General features: G+C 30.6%; 20 protein-coding genes. All 20 read right to left on the bottom strand.

What is annotated here, in order from left to right:
• Positions 1 to 10: 10 nt before the first annotated feature.
• Positions 11 to 466 carry a transcriptional regulator NrdR gene (nrdR, locus tag CURI_RS06615; protein ID WP_014967460.1) on the bottom strand — a complete coding sequence of 152 codons (456 nt, stop codon included), beginning with the start codon at positions 464 to 466 and terminating at the stop codon, positions 11 to 13.
• Positions 467 to 593: 127 nt separating this feature from the next.
• Complete coding sequence (locus tag CURI_RS06610) at positions 594 to 854, bottom strand: YlmC/YmxH family sporulation protein (protein WP_014967459.1); 261 nt, start codon at positions 852 to 854, stop codon at positions 594 to 596.
• Positions 855 to 980: 126 nt separating this feature from the next.
• Complete coding sequence (sigG, locus tag CURI_RS06605) at positions 981 to 1,730, bottom strand: RNA polymerase sporulation sigma factor SigG (protein WP_014967458.1); 750 nt, start codon at positions 1,728 to 1,730, stop codon at positions 981 to 983.
• A 112-nt stretch (positions 1,731 to 1,842) separates the two neighbouring features.
• Positions 1,843 to 2,577, bottom strand: coding sequence for an RNA polymerase sporulation sigma factor SigE (sigE, locus tag CURI_RS06600; RefSeq protein ID WP_014967457.1), 735 nt, complete (start codon positions 2,575 to 2,577; stop codon positions 1,843 to 1,845).
• Positions 2,578 to 2,590: 13 nt separating this feature from the next.
• On the bottom strand, positions 2,591 to 3,481 hold the full coding sequence (gene spoIIGA / locus CURI_RS06595) for a sigma-E processing peptidase SpoIIGA (protein ID WP_014967456.1): 891 nt from the start codon (positions 3,479 to 3,481) through the stop codon (positions 2,591 to 2,593).
• A gap of 145 nt (positions 3,482 to 3,626) precedes the next feature.
• Positions 3,627 to 4,727 carry a cell division protein FtsZ gene (ftsZ, locus tag CURI_RS06590; protein WP_014967455.1) on the bottom strand — a complete coding sequence of 367 codons (1,101 nt, stop codon included), beginning with the start codon at positions 4,725 to 4,727 and terminating at the stop codon, positions 3,627 to 3,629.
• 166 nt (positions 4,728 to 4,893) lie between these two features.
• A complete protein-coding gene (locus CURI_RS06585) occupies positions 4,894 to 5,247 on the bottom strand; it encodes a small basic family protein (RefSeq protein WP_420805148.1) in 354 nt (117 codons plus the stop codon).
• Positions 5,240 to 5,974 carry a DUF881 domain-containing protein gene (locus tag CURI_RS06580; protein WP_014967453.1) on the bottom strand — a complete coding sequence of 245 codons (735 nt, stop codon included), beginning with the start codon at positions 5,972 to 5,974 and terminating at the stop codon, positions 5,240 to 5,242. The genes CURI_RS06585 and CURI_RS06580 overlap by 8 nt, the downstream gene beginning before the upstream one ends.
• 12 nt (positions 5,975 to 5,986) lie before the next feature.
• A complete protein-coding gene (locus CURI_RS06575) occupies positions 5,987 to 6,727 on the bottom strand; it encodes a DUF881 domain-containing protein (RefSeq protein ID WP_014967452.1) in 741 nt (246 codons plus the stop codon).
• 10 nt (positions 6,728 to 6,737) lie between these two features.
• Positions 6,738 to 7,493 carry a cell division protein FtsQ/DivIB gene (locus tag CURI_RS06570; RefSeq protein WP_014967451.1) on the bottom strand — a complete coding sequence of 252 codons (756 nt, stop codon included), beginning with the start codon at positions 7,491 to 7,493 and terminating at the stop codon, positions 6,738 to 6,740.
• Positions 7,494 to 7,543: 50 nt separating this feature from the next.
• Complete coding sequence (gene murA / locus CURI_RS06565) at positions 7,544 to 8,794, bottom strand: UDP-N-acetylglucosamine 1-carboxyvinyltransferase (protein WP_014967450.1); 1,251 nt, start codon at positions 8,792 to 8,794, stop codon at positions 7,544 to 7,546.
• Positions 8,795 to 8,877: 83 nt separating this feature from the next.
• Positions 8,878 to 9,987, bottom strand: coding sequence for an undecaprenyldiphospho-muramoylpentapeptide beta-N-acetylglucosaminyltransferase (gene murG / locus CURI_RS06560; RefSeq protein WP_014967449.1), 1,110 nt, complete (start codon positions 9,985 to 9,987; stop codon positions 8,878 to 8,880).
• Between the two features lie 5 nt (positions 9,988 to 9,992).
• Entirely contained in the window at positions 9,993 to 11,117 is a 1,125-nt protein-coding gene (gene ftsW, locus CURI_RS06555; RefSeq protein WP_014967448.1) for a putative lipid II flippase FtsW, read from the bottom strand.
• 2 nt (positions 11,118 to 11,119) lie between these two features.
• Positions 11,120 to 12,478 carry a UDP-N-acetylmuramoyl-L-alanine--D-glutamate ligase gene (gene murD / locus CURI_RS06550; protein ID WP_014967447.1) on the bottom strand — a complete coding sequence of 453 codons (1,359 nt, stop codon included), beginning with the start codon at positions 12,476 to 12,478 and terminating at the stop codon, positions 11,120 to 11,122.
• 25 nt (positions 12,479 to 12,503) lie between these two features.
• Positions 12,504 to 13,466: a phospho-N-acetylmuramoyl-pentapeptide-transferase gene (gene mraY, locus CURI_RS06545; RefSeq protein WP_014967446.1), complete on the bottom strand. Its 963-nt coding sequence runs from the start codon at positions 13,464 to 13,466 to the stop codon at positions 12,504 to 12,506.
• 32 nt (positions 13,467 to 13,498) lie between these two features.
• Complete coding sequence (locus tag CURI_RS06540) at positions 13,499 to 14,968, bottom strand: UDP-N-acetylmuramoyl-L-alanyl-D-glutamate--2,6-diaminopimelate ligase (protein ID WP_014967445.1); 1,470 nt, start codon at positions 14,966 to 14,968, stop codon at positions 13,499 to 13,501.
• Positions 14,969 to 15,089: 121 nt separating this feature from the next.
• Complete coding sequence (locus CURI_RS06535; RefSeq protein WP_014967444.1) at positions 15,090 to 17,081, bottom strand: penicillin-binding transpeptidase domain-containing protein; 1,992 nt, start codon at positions 17,079 to 17,081, stop codon at positions 15,090 to 15,092.
• 33 nt (positions 17,082 to 17,114) lie between these two features.
• Positions 17,115 to 17,477, bottom strand: coding sequence for a septum formation initiator family protein (locus CURI_RS06530; protein ID WP_014967443.1), 363 nt, complete (start codon positions 17,475 to 17,477; stop codon positions 17,115 to 17,117).
• 45 nt (positions 17,478 to 17,522) lie between these two features.
• On the bottom strand, positions 17,523 to 18,455 hold the full coding sequence (gene rsmH / locus CURI_RS06525) for a 16S rRNA (cytosine(1402)-N(4))-methyltransferase RsmH (RefSeq protein WP_014967442.1): 933 nt from the start codon (positions 18,453 to 18,455) through the stop codon (positions 17,523 to 17,525).
• A gap of 158 nt (positions 18,456 to 18,613) precedes the next feature.
• A complete protein-coding gene (locus CURI_RS15305) occupies positions 18,614 to 18,781 on the bottom strand; it encodes an aspartyl-phosphate phosphatase Spo0E family protein (protein WP_014967441.1) in 168 nt (55 codons plus the stop codon).
• Positions 18,782 to 18,810: the final 29 nt, after the last annotated feature.

Here is an 18,810-nt window from a genome sequence, read left to right as displayed (position 1 = left end):
TCCTTTTTATCTACTTTTCTCTTAAAAGCTTCTCCAATTCATCCATAAATGTATTTAGATCTTTAAACTGTCTATATACAGAAGCAAACCTTACATAAGAAACTTCATCTACATTTTTTAATTTGTTCATAATTAATTCCCCAATATAGTTCGTTGTTATTTCCTTTTCCATAGAGTTAAATAATGTCTTTTCTATATCATCCACTATTTCTTCCATTTGTTGTATTGATACAGGTCTTTTTTCACAAGCTCTTATTATTCCGTTTAATATTTTATTCCTATTATACGCTTGCCTATTTCCATCTTTCTTAATTACTATCAGTGGTATTTCTTCTATATTCTCATAAGTAGTAAATCTCTTACCACATTTTGTACATTCTCTTCTTCTTCTAATTGCTTGTCCATCATCTATAGGTCTTGAATCAACAACCTTAGATTCAAAAAAGTCACAATAGGGACATTTCATATGTCTCACCTCATTTTACAATACAATTTTAAAATGCTACTATAAACAGATTATAATATATATTTATATTTATGTCTATTGTTTTACCCTACTCCTATTTATAGTTCCTAAAAGTAGGGTAATATTCTTATATCAGTTCATTTTCTATATCGCTTAGATTTAAATCTACTAATATAACATCACTTCCGATCCTAGTTATATTTCTCCATCCTATTATGTAATCTCTACTTTTACTAAATAAGCTAAATATACTACCAGAACCTGGAACTATTATAGCCTCTATAATTCCTTTTTCTAAGTTAACTTCTACATCTTCTATTAGTCCTAATCTTGTACCATCTCTAATATTTATAACTTCTTTTTCTCGCAAGTCTGATGCCTTTATCACTTTACCACCTTCTCACTTTAAGTTTTATCTTCTATATTATATATATTGTTAACTTGTCTTAATTTATTACTATTATTTAAACTTAAAGTGAAAAGTTTGATTATTATATTAGTTTTTTCATATGCTTTAAAGCTGTTTTTCTAATCTTGATACTTGTGCTTGAGATATACCAATTTCATTTGCTACTTCCATTTGAGTTTTTCCTTTGAAAAATCTTAGATTAAGTATTAACTTTTCTCTATCATTGAGTCTTCTTAAAGCTTCTCTTAAAGCTATTCCCTGTAACCAAACTTCATCCTCATTCTTTTCATCACTTACTTGATCCATAACATAAATAGCATCTCCACTTTCATTATATATAGGTTCAAATAGTGAAATTGGATCTTGTATAGCATCTAACGCTAATACTACATCTTCTTTAGGGAGATCTAATTCTTTTGCTATCTCCGTTATTGTAGGTTCCTTAGAATTCTTGCTTATAAGATGCTCTCTTGCTTGAAGTGCTCTATATGCTATATCTCTCAGTGATCTACTTACTCTTATAGAGTTATTGTCTCTTAAATATCTTCTTATCTCTCCTATTATCATAGGTACAGCATAAGTTGAAAATCTAACATTATGTGATAAGTCAAAGTTATCTATCGCCTTCATAAGCCCTATACACCCAACTTGAAATAAATCGTCTACATTTTCTCCTCTTCTATTAAATCTTTGTATAACACTCAGAACTAATCTTAAATTTCCCTGAATAAACTCTTCTCTAGCACTTAAGTCTCCTTCATGTATTCTATCGAAAAGTTTTCTCATCTCTTTATTTGTTAGAACTGGTAACTCTGAAGTATTTACTCCACATATCTCTACTTTATTTATATGCACTGGGCTTCATTTCCTTTCTCCAAATATTACCCCTTTTGTATATAAAAATTATTGCCTCAATCAACTTAAAATATACATATAAAAAAAGCTAGTTCTTAATTTGAACTAGCTTTTAAAACATTTTACTTATCTCTCTTTCTAATCTTTTTACTATTCTTTTTTCTAGCCTTGAAATGTATGATTGCGATATTCCAAGTATATCAGCTACTTCTTTTTGTGTTCGTTCTTCACCATTATTCAGTCCAAACCTTAACTCCATAATTCGTTTTTCTCTATCATTAAGCTTTCCAACTGCCTCGTTTAATAAGCTTCTGTCTATCTCTTCTTCAAGATATTTGAAAATAATATCTTCATCTGTTCCTAAGATATCAGACAATAACAATTCGTTTCCATCCCAGTCTGTATTTAGTGGTTCATCAAAAGATATTTCTGATTTTATTCTGCTATTTCTTCTTAAATACATTAATATTTCATTCTCTATACACTTAGATGCATAAGTAGCTAACTTTATATTCTTATCTGGATCAAATGTATTAACAGCCTTTATTAAGCCTATTGTACCTATAGAAACTAAGTCCTCAACACCTATACCTGTGTTATCAAATTTTCTTGCTATGTATACAACTAATCTTAGATTTCTTTCGATTAAAATTGTTTTTATACTATCATCTTGTTTAAGCCTAGATAATAAGTAACTCTCCTCATCTTTACTTAATGGAGGAGGCAGTACCTCACTTCCCCCTATATAATATACTTCTTCTTCTTTAAATAAATTAAGTTTTTTTAATGTCTTAATATAAAGAATTCTTAATTTCAACATAATCTTGTTTAAAAATTTGATTTCCACTTCAATTCTCCCCCTAAGTCAATATGTCTGGATGTATTAATGCCTTATATTCATTGTCATTAGATAATCTTCCATTATATATACCTATTACTACGTCTTTAATCTGCCTATCTTCTTTGTCATCAAGGATGACCTTATCTGGTTTAAATCCCAGTAACATTCCATCCTCTTTTCCTAAGGACTTATATGGTATTAATCTAAACTTAATTTTATTTGAAGCATTATATAGAACATTCGTAATTAAGTCTAGATCGTTTTCCGAATATTTACAGAAGATATTCTGAACATATTCAGGAAGTATCTCTTTTATAGCAGAGAACTGTACTACTATTACAGGAGTCTTTGTCATTGGCTCTTTTAAAGAATTTCCCGTATCTAAAAGTCCACGTATATTTACCTCCTTATCTTTAAAATTTACTATTATAGGTATAAAACTTTTAGATTTTATAGACCTACTTTGTAAGTATTCTAATACTAACTGGAATAAAATCCACCCAAAAAGTATTCCTAGTATTAGTGTTTTTATCTTAAAGTTAGATATGTAAAATATACCACCATCAATATATGTATTTACATCCATCATGTAAAATAAAGCTAAACATGCTCCTGCAAATGTGAATGCTACTAAGTGAAATGTAGCAATAAGTTTTATGAAATTCCTCAAATTTTTAGGCTTAAATGCTACTTTTATAATGATTACAGCTACTATTACTTTTGTTGTTATTTTCGCCATAAGTCTTACAGAAGGAAAAAATACAACAAGCGTATATACAGATCCTATTAAAGATGCTAAGAATATTCTTCTCCTACTTGTACATGTCTTGGTAAATATTTTCGTAGAATAGAGAATTATATAGTTTATTATTAAGTTCTCTAGCAAAAGATACTCAGCATAAACATACAATTATCTCATCCCTCCTTCAAGCTAGTCTTATTTTACTTGTATTCAATTTTTCTTTTCATTATGCATATTATATAGTATTTTTGTTCAAAATTATGTCACTTACTGAAGTCGAAAAAAATAAACCTTTCTAGAAATCTAGAAAGGCTTATTTATCTCTTCTTCTTAAAAATGTAGGAATGTCCAGGTCATCTGCTTCAAAACTTTTACTTTCTTTTGGTGTTTCTTCTGCCGATGGCTTTTCCTCATTTTCTTTATCAGTATTTACTTTTTCTTTTGGTACAACTTCTTTCTTTTTAACGTCAAATCCTGTTGCTATAACTGTTATTTTGATTTCATCATTAAGACTCTCATCTACTCCAGCACCAAATATTATATTAGCATCTGGATCTACAGATTGTCTTATAAGATCTGCCGCTTCATTTACTTCAAATATACCTAAGTTCGCTCCTCCAGTTATGTTTAATAGTACGCCTTTAGCACCTTCTATAGATGTTTCTAAAAGAGGACTTTGAATAGCTTGTTTAGCAGCTTCGGTAGCTCTGTTTTCTCCACTTCCTTTTCCAATTCCCATATGCGCTAGTCCTTGATCGTACATTATAGTCTTTACGTCTGCAAAGTCTAAGTTTATAAGAGCAGGTACTGCTATAAGATCCGATATACCTTGGATACCTTGTCTTAATACGTCGTCAGCCATTTTAAAAGCTTCAACTATTGTTGTTTTCTTTTCTGCCACTTGTAGTAGCCTATCATTAGGGATAGTCACTAGTGTGTCCACTCTCTGCTTCAGTTCTTCAATACCTCGTTCTGCGTGTAACATTCTCCTTCTTCCTTCAAACATGAAAGGCTTAGTAACAACTCCTACTGTCAGTATTCCTAGTTCTTTAGCAACCTCTGCAACCACAGGAGCAGCTCCAGTCCCAGTTCCCCCTCCCATACCAGCTGTTATAAATATCATATCCGCACCTTTCAGTACTTCCTCTATTTCATTTCTACTCTCTTCTGCTGCTTTCATTCCTATATCAGGATTAGCTCCTGCACCTAGACCTCTAGTAAGTTTTTCTCCTATTTGTAGCCTTGATTCAGCCTTTGAAGAGTGGAGTGCTTGTCTGTCTGTATTCACTGTCACAAACTCTATTCCTTTTACACCATTTTCTATCATTCTATTTACGGCATTATTTCCTCCGCCACCTACACCTACAACTTTTATATGTGCAAATTGATCCATATTTACGTCAAAATCAAACACTTTAAGACCCCCTCATTCTAAGATTATACATCTATGTGATTTTGTATTATATTCTTAAGTACTGTATTGACTTACACAAAAATATTCATATTATATATAATTCAATATGTACGAGAAATTCCCTCTTTTTTATATCGACTATTTTTATTTATTTTTTACAATAGTTTTAATTTTTATTACTTCTTTTTCTAAATACATATCTTCTTATTATTGCGAAGTTTTGGAACAGTCTTCCACCGAATGCAAATATAGCTGCATAGTATAGTGGAACTCCTAGTCTATCTCCTACATAAGCTAAGAATGCAGCCAAAATAGAGTTTCCAAAAAAGCCTGACACTAATATACTAGTGTTAAATTTATTTTCCATAAGTGCTCTTAATCCACCAAATACTGAGTCCATGCAAGCAAGAATCGCAACTGAAACATAAAGTGAATAACTTGGTGAATATGTTATAGGCAAATATATACCTATTACAACTCCTATAATAATACCTAATATAGCCAAAATCAATTTAATCACCCTCTTTTATAGGTTCTGAATATTTGAAACTAGAATCTTTCCAATTATATTTAGGTATAAATACCTTATCTTTAATTTCTGCTTCTACCTTTTTATTATAAACTTCTTTTAATGTCCAACCAAAGCTTTGAGGAGCATTTATAGCTGCATATAGTGCTTTAGGATCTCCTATTGCTGTAATTACAAAAGGATTAGCTGAACTTTTTCCATTTATTCTTATTATAGGTCCTCCACATTTTACTTCTGACTTAGATACTACTCTTTGCCCATTTATACTAATAGCTTCTGCACCTGCATTTTTCAAGTCATTTAGTATTATCTGAATTTCAGAATCATGAATTATATCATCTTGAATATTTTGACCTATTATTTCTTTTTCTTCATTATCTGCTATAACTATCCTTATACCTGGACCCTCTATATCTTCTAGTCCACCTATTACTTTAAAGTTCTCCATTTCTTCCTTTATATAATCTTCAATGTTTTTATCTTCATCTTCTATTACTTGCTTGAACTTCTCTAATTCTATCTTTTTTTCATCTATTAGTCTATTTAAGTTCTCTATTTCATCTCTAGAATTTTCAATGTCATTTTTCATTATTTCAATAGAATTTAAAGAAAACAAACTATAATTTTCAATTTTTTGTCTCATTTGAAAGGATAATAACACGCCTAATATTACTGATAAAAGAGTTAAGGCTAATAATTCTTTTAGCTTCTTTTTCATTTTAAATCATCCTTAAGGGTTATTTGCATTAACTATAGCAGGTTTAGCATTTTTGAATTCTTTAACTTTTTTATATTTAGGTATAAAAATATCCTTTTCTTGCTTTATATGAATTTGAAGATTATAGCCTTCCTCCATAAGCCATATAATACCACCTTTTATTCTTAATGCATTTTCAATATCCTCTGGATCTCCTATCACTTTTATGACTATTGGAGTTCCAAAAGACATACCATTTATCTCTAAAAGGTTACCTGCAGGAACTATCTCTGTAAATGCTGTATATCTTTGATCATTAATAGATATAGCTTCTGCTTCTACTGCATTTAAAAGACTTATTATTTCTAATAAAGCTCCATAATGCTCTACAATTGTATTTCTTTGATCTCCAACTTGAATTTCTGCTGGAGGCTCGTCTATTTGAAGAGTAACTCCTGGACCACTTACATCTTCATAGCCACTTAGCATTTTATACTTTTCTATATCTTTATAAAGATTCTCAAGAAAGTCATCTTTGCCAGCTTCGCCTTTTTCATATTGAGAAACCTTTTTTTCTAATAATTCCATTTCTTTCAATATTTTTTCTTTTTCATTCTTCAATTTTTTATACTCTACTGCAATTTGTTGAGATCTCTGTGTACTTAAAATATTAGTATTTAACCCGTCAACAGTTTTAAATTGAATGGTCAATATAATTCCAAGTATAATGCATACAGTAGTCATAGCTATTTTGTTTTTTATATTATTATTCACACTATTCCCCCTAACTATTAACTACTTCAACAATTATATCATTGCCTTTATTAAGATATATGTTCTTAGCTTTAATATCTTTTTTTTCTAGATCTTCTAATGTGTTCGATAAGAAGTTCAATTTATATTTTACCTTATTTAAGGTACCAAATGCAACTTCTACACCTGATTTCAATGTTATGGTAATATTTTCACCCTTATCAAATTTTATGAAAGCTATTTGCTGCTTTAGTCCAGAGCTTATACATTCTTCAAAAAAACTTGTGATATTATCGCCTTGTTTACTTGTCTTGTATTCAACTTTATTTCCTATAGATGGATCTTTTATCTCTAGTTCAGTTACTACTGGAGTATTGTTATCTTTTTTTTCTGGAACTATATCTAAAATAAGACCATCATGACTTAAATATGTATAAAAATTCATATGTTTTATTGCAACTATTTCCTCTTTTTCCTTTATATCAATTATTATTTTGTTAGGTAGTTTTCTTTTTATACTTATATCTTTTATGTAAGGGTGCAATAAAAGGTTTTCCTTAGAGTTTTTTAAGTCTATCTTAAATATATTTTCTCCTACGATAATTCCTGATGACATAATTATTTTATCTTTAGTAATTTCTTTATTTCCTTTGACTACGATTGTTTTTAAGTTAAAGATTGAAGTCTTTGTTGCTCCTATAAAAAATATAGCTGTAATGAATATTAATACTATTACTGTTAATTTCTTTTTTTTACGATTAATTTTTTTATCAATATTTTTATTCATCTTTTTGTTCCCCCAAGCTTGTCCTCTTAAAAAAGCAGCACTAAGCTGCTTTATACTTTCTCTATATTTGCACCAATAGCTTTAAGTTTACTTTCTATAGCATCATATCCTCTTTCTACATGATATATGTTATCAACCTCTGTAATTCCTTCTGCTACTAATCCTGCTAATATTAGTGATGCTCCTCCTCTTAAATCTTTAGCTGATACTTTTGCTCCAGTAAGACTTGTTACTCCTTTTACTACTGCTACCTTACCTACAGTTTTTATATTCGCTCCCATCCTAACTAACTCATCAGCATGTTTAAACCTATTTTCAAATATTGTCTCTGTGACTACACTAGTACCGTTTGCCACAGATAGTAGAGACATGATTTGTGCTTGCATATCTGTAGGAAATCCTGGATAAGGCAATGTGTGTACCGATTCTATAGCACTTATTCTTTTAGGTCCTATTACTTTTAGTGTTGTACTATTAGCATAAATTTGACATCCTACTTCTCTAAGCTTAGCTATAATGGATTGCACATGCTCTACTTCTATATTTCTAAGTATTACATCTCCTCCAGTAATAGCTGAGGCCACCATATAGGTTCCTGCTTCTATTCGATCTGGAATTATACTATGTTCTACAGGATTGAACTTCTCTACACCATCTACCCTTATAACACTAGTTCCAGCTCCACATACTCTACCTCCTATAGCATTTAGGAAGTTCTGTAAATCTACTATTTCTGGCTCTCTTGCCGCATTTCTAATAGTAGTAGTACCTTTAGCTTTTACAGCAGCTAACATTATGTTTTCAGTAGCTCCGACACTAGGATAATCTAGTTGTATATCACAGCCTTCAAGACTATCAGCCTTACAGTGTAAGAAACCATGTGACTCTTCTATTTCTACCCCCATTTGTCTTAGTGCTTTTAGATGTAAATCTATAGGTCTAGGACCAAGTTCACAGCCTCCTGGATATCCTATTGTTACCTCTCCCGTTCTACTTAACATAGCACCCATTAGAATTATCGAAGAACGCATTTCCCTCACTAATTCTTCTGGCATATGGATGCCTGTTAAATTCCTAGAGTCTACAGTTATTACATCGTCTACTCTATTTACATTACACCCTATTAGTCTAAGTATTTTTTCCATTATATCTACATCTCTGAGATTGGGAGTATTTAGTATCGTATTATTGTCACCATTTATTACTGTGGCTGCTAATATTGGTAGTACAGAGTTTTTAGCTCCAATTATAGGTATTTCTCCTACCAACCTTTTACCACCTTGTATTACATATTTACTCAATTTGCCACCTCCAAGACATGTCAACTTTTTTAAATTACTATATATTTATCGTATGCATATCTTAATAAGGTGTTACCAAAATATTAATTATCAATTATTTCATTTATTAAATCTAAAATTCTCTTATCTGCATCTAAAATTCCTATCCTCTTACTATTTTGAGCCATTTGACCTAATTTATTTTTATCTGACAATAGTTCTTCTATTTTCATACACAGCACATCATGAGTTAAATCTTTCTCTAATATAACTACACCCGCACCTTCTTTTTCCAATGCTCTTGCATTGTATTCTTGATGGTTTTCAGCAGTATATGCTTTAGGAATTAATATAGAAGGTACTCCTACTGCTGTTAATTCTGCTATAGTTATTGCACCTGCACTAGTTATAGCTATATCCGCTATATTTAAAGCTTTAGGCATATCATAAAAATATGGGACTACTCTTATATTTTCATTTAATTTAGCTACTCCCATATTCTCTAACCCATTTAAAAACTGCTCATAATATCTTTCCCCTGTAACATGTAATATCTGAATATCTTTATTATTAATATTTTTGTGTATAAATCTCAATATAGAGTCATTTAAACTTTCTTGCCCCCCACTTCCACCAAAGCATAGTATAAAAGTTTTTTCCTTATCTATATTTAAGTCACTATATGCGCTTTCTTTATCTATATTCAATATATCTTGTCTTATAGGATTTCCAGTTATTTTTACTTTTTCAGAATTATTAAATCTAGACTTACTCTCTTCAAAACTTCCTGCAACTATATCTACAAATTTAGAAAGTATTTTATTCGTAACTCCTGGAAAAGCATTTTGTTCGTGAATAAGTGTAGGTATCCTTTTTAAAGATGCTAACAAGACTAGTGGACCACATACATATCCTCCTGTGCCTATAACTACATCTGGTGAAAATTCTTTTAATACTTTTCTAGCATCGTTTAGTCCCAATAATAGTTCTTTAATAGATTTTATTGTGTCTTTAGATAGCTTTCTTGAAAAACCTTTTACTCTTATTGATTTAAAATTAAATCCTTCCTTAGGAACTAATTTAGATTCAAGTCCCTTTTCTGTTCCAACATATAGTATATCGGCATCTTTATATGTATCTTTTATTTTTCTAGCAATTGATAAGGCCGGATATATATGTCCTCCTGTTCCTCCTCCAGTTATTACTACTTTCATTTAACTCAACTCCTATCCAATTCTGTATGTCTAGATATATTAAGTAGTATTCCTGCAATAGCCATATAAGTCATTAATGATGTTCCTCCATAACTTATAAACGGTAGGGGAATCCCTGTCGTTGGCATCGAAGACGTAACTACTGCCATGTGTATTAGTGATTGTACTGTAATAAGTGTAGTTATACCTGTGGCTAATATACATCCAAAAAAGTCTTTTGCATTTAGCGCAATCTTTATACCTCTCCAAATTACAAGTGCATACAGTAATATTACTGTGGCACAACCTAGGAAACCTAATTCCTCTCCTATTATAGCGAATATAAAATCATTATATGGCTCTGGTATATAGAAGAATTTTTGTCTACTTTTCCCCAGTCCTAATCCAAAAAGTCCTCCAGAACCTAATGCATATAACGATTGTACGACTTGCCATCCATCCCCTTGAATATCTTTAAATGGATCTAGGAAAGTAGTTACCCTTTTTATTCTATACCTCTCTCCTGCATCTGCAAAAGGTTGAATTATTGCAAGTGCCAATGCTATTGTTCCCGATACTCCTACCATGGAAAGGTGTTGTATTTTTGCACCTGACACAAAAAACATTATTACTAGTGTAAAAGCTAATGTTGCTGTAGTTCCTAAGTCCTTTTGAATTATTATAAGACCACAGACAAACCCTACAATAATCATAGACGGTATGAAACCTTTTTTAAAGTCTTGTATATTTTCTTTTCTTTTAGATAAGAATGCTGCAAAAAATATAATTGATCCTAGCTTTATAACATCCGATGGCATAAAGGTTGTAAACCCTAGGTTAACCCATCTCTTAGCAGTCGTTCCTAATGTTGTTCCTAATGGTGTAATTATAAGTAATCCAGAAACAACCGCTATTGCAAAAATTATTCTTGAAAGTTTATATAGATTTTTATAGTCAAAATTCATAAAGAAAATCATAGCTCCGAAACCTAATATAGCCGCTACAAGCTGCTTTTTAAGATAGAAGTATCCATTTCCCATCTTATCTAATCCATCAGGCCAACTAGAACTAAATACCATTATTACTCCTATAAAGGTTAGCAATAATATGGATATCATTAAAGTAAAATCACAGGCTTTCTTTTTTTTCATCCTTAAGCCTCCCTTAAAGTTAATACTGAATTTTTAAATTCATCTCCTCTTTCCTCATAACTTTTAAACATATCCCAACTAGCACATGCTGGTGATAATAATATATTGTCACCAATATCACTTATTTCAAAAGATTTTTTTACAGCTTCTTTTATATCTTTTACTATATATATATTCTTAAAATCTTTATTAATTGCTGTTTCTTTTATCTTCTCAGCAGTTTCTCCTAAAAGTACTAATACTTTTACTTTTCCATCGAAACTACTTATAAACTCTTCAAATTCTCCACCTTTATCCATTCCTCCAGCAATTAAAATTATTGGAGAATTTATTGCTTCTATAGCCTTTATAGATGCATCTGGATTAGTTCCTTTAGAATCATTATAGAATTTAACTCCATTTATTTCTTTAACAAATTCTAATCTATGCTCAACACCCTCAAAACTTCTTAAAGTATTTCTTATTATTTCTATATCTATTCCCAAAGCCCAACAAATTGCTATAGATGATAGTGCATTTTCTAGATTATGTTTTCCAGGTATTTTTAATTCATCATATTTTATTACTTTTGTTATTTCTTTACCATCATTTATAACTATATAGTCGTCTTTTATATATAAGCCTTTTTTCAGCTTTTCCTTTGAGCTGAAAAATACTAGTTGAGAATTTAGCTCTTTTTCCATATCTCTAAGTACAGGGTCATCATAGTTTAATACTGTAAAGTCACCTTTATCTTGATTCTTAAATATCTTTTTCTTAGATTTTATATAGTTCTCTAATGTTCCATGCCAATTTAAGTGATCCGGAGTAATGTTTGTAACAAGTGATACTTTTGGCTTAAATTTAATAGTACTTTCTAATTGAAAACTACTAGCTTCGATAACAAAATAATCCTCTTCTGAAGAGTTCACCACTTCCCAAAGTATTCCTACCCCAATATTTCCTGTAACATGACATTTTTTATCTGCATTTTTTAATATTTCTCCAGTAAGTGTAGTTGTTGTTGTTTTTCCATTAGTACCAGTGATTGCTATAAATTTATTTTCGCATAATCTATATGCGAGTTCAATGTCTGTTATTACTTCTATACTTTTTTCATTTAATGATTTTATTATAGGAATCTCTAATGGTACACCTGGACTTTTAATTGCTATATCTATATGTTCTAAATCTACATCACTATTTCCTAAGAAATATTTTACATCTATTTGTTCAAGTTCTCTTATATATTCAACTAGTTCATCCTCACACTTAGAGTCTACAATCCATATATTTGCACCTAATTTATTTATTGCTTTTGCAGTTGATACTCCACTTACTCCTAATCCTATTATTAGTATATTTTTATTTTTTATATCCATATTTTATCGCCTACTTTTCAACAATTTAATTTAAACTATATACACCTATTAAACATAGTATAAGCGTAACACCCCAGAATACTAAAACAACCTTGGTCTCTTTCCATCCCTTTTGTTCAAAATGATGGTGAAGAGGACTCATTAAAAATACTCTTTTACCAAAAAATTTAAATGATATAACCTGAATTATAACTGAAAGTGCCTCTGCAAAATATATCCCGCATACTATAGGTATTATAAGTGAAAAGTTTAGCAGTACTGCTATCGCCGACACTGCTCCCCCCAGAGCCATTGAACCTGTATCTCCCATAAATACTTTCGCCGGATGTGAATTGTATCTTAAAAAACCTAAACATGCTCCAGCTAATGCTGCTGAAAACACAGCTACACTTCCCATCCCCATATTTAAAGCTGCTAAGCTAAAGAATGAAAGTATTATAAGCGTAACTCCAGAAGCTAATCCATCTAATCCATCTGTTAGATTGGCACTATTTACAGTAGCTACTGTAACAAATACTATAAACGGGATGTATAGTAATCCTAAGTCTATAGTTGTATTTAAAAATGGAACTATAAGCTTCGTTCCTAGTATTGAATTGTTTGACTGATATACAGCCAGTATTACTGCCAATATTATTTGTCCAATGAGTTTTTGGTATGCTTTTAAGCCTAAAGACCTCTTAAGTACAACCTTTATAAAATCATCAATAAACCCTATAAGTCCAAAACCTAATGTAGATAATATAAGTACTAACATATCTCTATTCATAAGCCCCGAAGTCAGCACAGTAATTAATAGTGCTGCTATCATTAAAATTCCACCCATAGTTGGTGTTCCACTTTTTTTATAGTGTGTTTTAGGTCCTTCTTCCCTTATACTTTGCCCTACTTTTAATCTTTTAAGAAGTGGTATCAGTATAGGTCCTAGTATTAAAGTAATAAGAAATGCTACTACTATAACTCTTATAATGTCCTTATACTCTAACATCATTCTCTCTCCTCTCTAGTGTGTATGCTTTATTATCTTTTTAATTCTGTTTCTGCTAATATCTCTTTTACAATTTCTCTTTCGTCAAAAGGTAAAGTTTTTTCACCTATAATAGTATAAGTTTCGTGTCCTTTTCCTGCAAGTAATATAATATCATTCGTCTTACTGTTTTCTATTGCATATTTTATTGCTTCTTTTCTATCTGTAATAGCGATATAATTTTCTGTTGACTTTTTAGTACCTATCAATATGTCTTCTATAATTTTTGTTGGATCCTCACTTCTTGGGTTATCTGAAGTAACTATTGAAAAGTCAGCATATTTTCCTGCAATTTCTCCCATAGTTGCTCTTTTGGAATTATCTCTATCTCCACCTGCACCAAATAGAACTACTAATCTTCTTTTTGCAAATTCTTTTATAGATTTTAGAGCCTTTTCTAATGCATCTGGAGTATGTGCAAAGTCAATTATTACTACAAAGTCTCTATCAGTATCAACTACCTCAAATCTACCTTTTACGCCTTTTACAGATTCTAATCCTACTTTAATATCTTCTAAACTTAAGTCATAAGCATATCCACAAGACGCAGCCGTAAGTGCATTATATACACTAAATTCTCCTGGTATATTCATTTTTATGTCTATGCTTCCCTTAGGAGTATTAAGCCTAAATTCAACACCATTTAAATGATACACTATATCTGTAGCATATATATCACATTTATTCTCTATTCCATAAGTTAATAGAGGAGTATCTATATTTTTTATTTTCTCTATAATTCTCTTACCATATTCATCATCAGCATTAATAATATTATATTTTTTAGTCATATAAAAAAGTTTTATTTTTGCATCAAGATAGTTTTCTAATGTTTTATGATAATCTAAGTGATCTACACTCAAATTAGTGAATATTCCCGTCTCAAAATCACAGTAAGATACTCTATTTAAATCTAAAGCATGAGACGATACTTCCATTATGCAGTTATCTACTTTAGATTCTACCATGTTAGAGAATGTCTTTTGGAGTTCTAAAGATTCAGGAGTTGTATTATTTGTTTTAAATAGTTTACCATTTATTATATTTCCTATAGTTCCTACTATTCCTGTTTTCTTATCTACATTTTCAAGTATAGATTGTATTAAATAAGTTGTTGTTGTCTTAGCATTAGTTCCTGTCACACCTATTAAACTTAATTTAGATGAAGGGTTTTGATAAAAGTTTGAAGATATCTCTGCTAAAGCTAGTCTTGTACTTTTAACTTTTATCACTGTTATGTTTTCTTCTAAGTCTATATCTCTCTGAACGATTATGGCTCTAGCACCTTTCTTTATTACCTCTTCAGTAAAGTTGTGACCATCTACTTTAAATCCTTCTATAGCTACAAAAACACACCCATCCTTTGCTTTTCTAGAGTCATATACTACATCTGTTATTTCTATGTCTAGAGAACCTTTAACATCCAAAAGATTTTCTATATCGATAAGCTTATTTAATTTCATCTACTACACCTCTTGTATTTAATTTTTTTCACTAATAAATAATATCATAATTTTAAATTTTGTTACAGTCTACTTAAAAGGCAACTTTCAAGTATTATTAACTTGAAGTTGCCTTAAATTTTTAATCTTCTTCTTTTTTACTTTCTCTATTATTTATATATATTTCTACAGTAGATCCTCTATTCACCTTAGTACCTGGACTTGGGAATTGTTCTCTTATCTTATCTTTAGTTTCAACATAATATGCATCCATTTCATAATCAAGTCCTTCTTCTAAAATTATCTTTCCAGCCTCTTCAACAGTCTTATTTCTAACATCTGGAACTATTACTTCTTTAGGTTTTTCTTGTCCAGAAGTCTGCGTAGGTTTTATATTAAGATACTCTAAAGTTTCTTTTATTAGTTCTCCTGCAGGTGGTTTAGCTACAAGATTTCCATAATATCCTCCTTTAGCTGAATCTGGCTCATCTACAACTACTAACACTGCTATCTGAGGATCTTCTATAGGCGCTACTCCAACAAACGATGAAATATATATTGATTGATAGCTTCCATTTACTATTTTTTTTGTTGTACCAGTTTTTCCACCAACTCTATATCCTGGAACCATATCTTCTTCTATTGCATCACCTTTAACAGCACCTTCTAATATTTCAAGCATTTTATCAGATGTTTCTTTAGATATAGGCTTTCTTACAATTTCTGGTTCATATTTGTTCACTACTTTTCCTTTATCATCTACTAACTCTTTAACTATTTGGGGTTTCATAAGATTTCCACCATTTGCTACAGAGGATACAGCAGTTATGAGTTGTATAGGTGTAGTGGCTACACCATATCCAAAAGATAAAGTAGTTAAGGTTTGGTCTGAAATTCCATTTGGATTTTGTGGTATTAGTCCCGAAGTTTCACCTGTTAAAGCTATTCCTGTGCTTTCTCCAAATCCAAATGCTTTTATATATTCATGAAATTTTTGTGCTCCTAAACCAAGACTTATATCAGCCATAGCAACGTTACATGAATTTTTTACTGCCTCTGCTAATGTCTGATTTCCATGAGGTCTAACACATGATCCACCATTTTTAACTCTTGTTATCTTCCCACCACAATAAAATTGACTGTGAGAATTAACTAAGTTTTCCTCTAATGCCGAAGCAGTAGTTATTATTTTGAATGTGGATCCAGGCTCATAGGTGTCGTTTATAGGGAAGTTTCTCCACATATCAAACCACTTTTCTTGTTTCTTTTCTGATGTTAGACTCTCCCATTCCTCAGCTAAATCTTTATCTACAGGCTCTCTTGGATCATTAGGGTCATAATCTGGCTTACTTGCCATGGCAAGAATATCTCCATCTTTTACACCCATAACTATTATAGAAACATTTTTAGCATTATGTTTAGTTTTCGTTTGTAATGCTAGTTTTTCAGCAAAATGCTGTATAGTTTCATCTATAGTTAAAACCACATTAAGTCCATCTTTAGCTTCATATAACTTTTCGTAATTGTATGGAAGCTGACCTCCTTTTGCATCAGTCGTCTTCACTATCTTTCCAGGTGTTCCTGTTAGATACTTGTTAAACATTCTTTCCACGCCATACTGTCCAACTTGATCTATATCTGTATGACCTATAATATGAGCAGCGAAGTTTTTATTTGGATAATATCTTTTATTATCTTGTGCTATTTCTATTCCACTTAGTTTTGCACTCATTATCTTTTCAGTTTCTTCTTTTTCTACCCATTGCTTTATTTTAACTAGATTCTGCTTACTAGTAACTTTTTTATATACTTCTTCCTCATCTAAATCTAGTATCTGAGCTAATTCCTTTGCTACTTTTCTTTCATTACCTTTTTTTACTTCTGCAGGTCTACACCATATGGTTTCTTTACTAACACTTACCGCTAACTTTTTACCATTTCTATCGTATATGATACCCCTTTTGGGTCTAACTGGCACACCTCTAGTCCATTGACCTAAAGCTTTCTTTTTATATTCTTCACCTTTTACTATCTGTATGTACCCTGTTCTGATTATTAGTAAAAAAACAAGTGTTAAGACAAAGAGTAGCGATGCCACTAATCTTTTTTTATTCGAAATAGTGGATCCTTTCACATAAAACCCTCCCAACTATAACTTATATTAGTCCTATTTAACATTTAAGTATACTATTTGATCACTATTAGCTTTTCTCATATTCATTCTTACTTTTGCTTGCTCCTCTATCCATCCTGAATCTTTTATCTCTTCAAGTTTTAACATTAGTACATGGTTTTCTTCTTCTAATTCAGATATTTCTCTATTAATTTTATCTACTTGCATTTGAACTTCAGTTATATGAGCGTATCTTGATAATAGAAATATGCAAGAGCAGGCAAATATTACTGCATATGATAGTATACTAAGTTTTATTTTGACTTTAGCATCTATCTTCTTTTTCTGTTTTTCTTTTTTTTTATTCTTCTTTGTTTTTTTAGGATAAGTTTTCTTTTCTCTTTTAGCTAATACCAAATTTATTCACCTCTCCTTATGTTTAGAACAAATTATCTCCTTTTCCTAGATTTTTTCAATAATCCTTAGCTTTGCGCTCCTAGACCTTGGATTTAGCTCTAATTCTCTTTCAGATGGCAGTATTGGCTTTCGTGTTATTATTTTTACTTCTCTTTTTTTATTACATTGGCAAATTGGAAATTCAGGTGGACATGTACATTCTAGATTCAGTTCTTTAAATGTCTCTTTAACTATTCTATCTTCAAGGGAATGGAAGGTAATTACACACAATCGTCCCCCTCTATTAAGAGAGTTGCATCCATCTATTATAGTTTCTTTCAATATACCTAGCTCATTATTAACTTCTATTCTTATTGCTTGAAATGTCCTTTTAGCAGGATGAGGTCCTTCTCTCCTTGCTCCACTTGGAATTGCTTTCTTTATAACTTCTACTAATTCACATGTTGTATTTATAGCACTTTTATTTCTTTCATCCTCTATAAATTGAGCTATTCTACTGGCCCATCTTTCTTCTCCATATTCTTTGATTATCCTTTCAATTTCCTTTTTAGAGTATTCATTTACTACGTCCCAAGCTTTCAGTTCTTGTTTTACATTCATTCTCATATCTAGATATGCATCTTGATTATATGAGAAACCTCTTTCGCCTTCATCCAATTGATGGGAGGATACTCCTAAGTCTAAAAGAATTCCATCTACACCTTCTATTTCTAAGTCATTAAGTATATTCTTTATATTTTTAAAGTTATCATGAACAATAGTAACCTTATCCATATGAGATTCTAATACATCTTTAGCTTTTTTTATTGCATTAGTATCTTGATCTATTCCTATTAGTCTTCCAGACTTAAGCTTTTTTACTATTTCTTTAGAATGTCCTGCACCACCTAGTGTTCCATCTACGTAAATTCCATTTTCTTTTATATTAAGTCCATCTATACATTCCTCTAAAAGTACCGATATATGATTAAAATTCAATAAATACACCTCTTTGTCTAATTTAATACTAACTTTATTATTTCTATATTAGTCTTCAAAATCCTCTTTATTGCTAAAGTTTTTTAAAACAAAAAAGCCCTTCTATCATCATAAAAGGACTAAATAAAATATGGAGATTTATTTTTTTATGTATAATTTTATGATGCTTTTATTTTCACCTTATAAGAGTGATTTTTACAATAGTACATAGCTATTAATTTATCTAATTCTGTACTTAAATTGTAAATAATATCATAATCGTCATTATTCCCTATTGACTCATGAAGCATATCCCTTAAGCTTATAATTTCGTCATTAAGTGTCATAAATACCCCACCTTTATCTATAAGTATAT

The organism is Gottschalkia acidurici 9a (assembly GCF_000299355.1).
Lineage (GTDB): Bacteria > Bacillota > Clostridia > Tissierellales > Gottschalkiaceae > Gottschalkia > Gottschalkia acidurici.
This window is presented reverse-complemented; position numbering and strand designations above follow the sequence as displayed.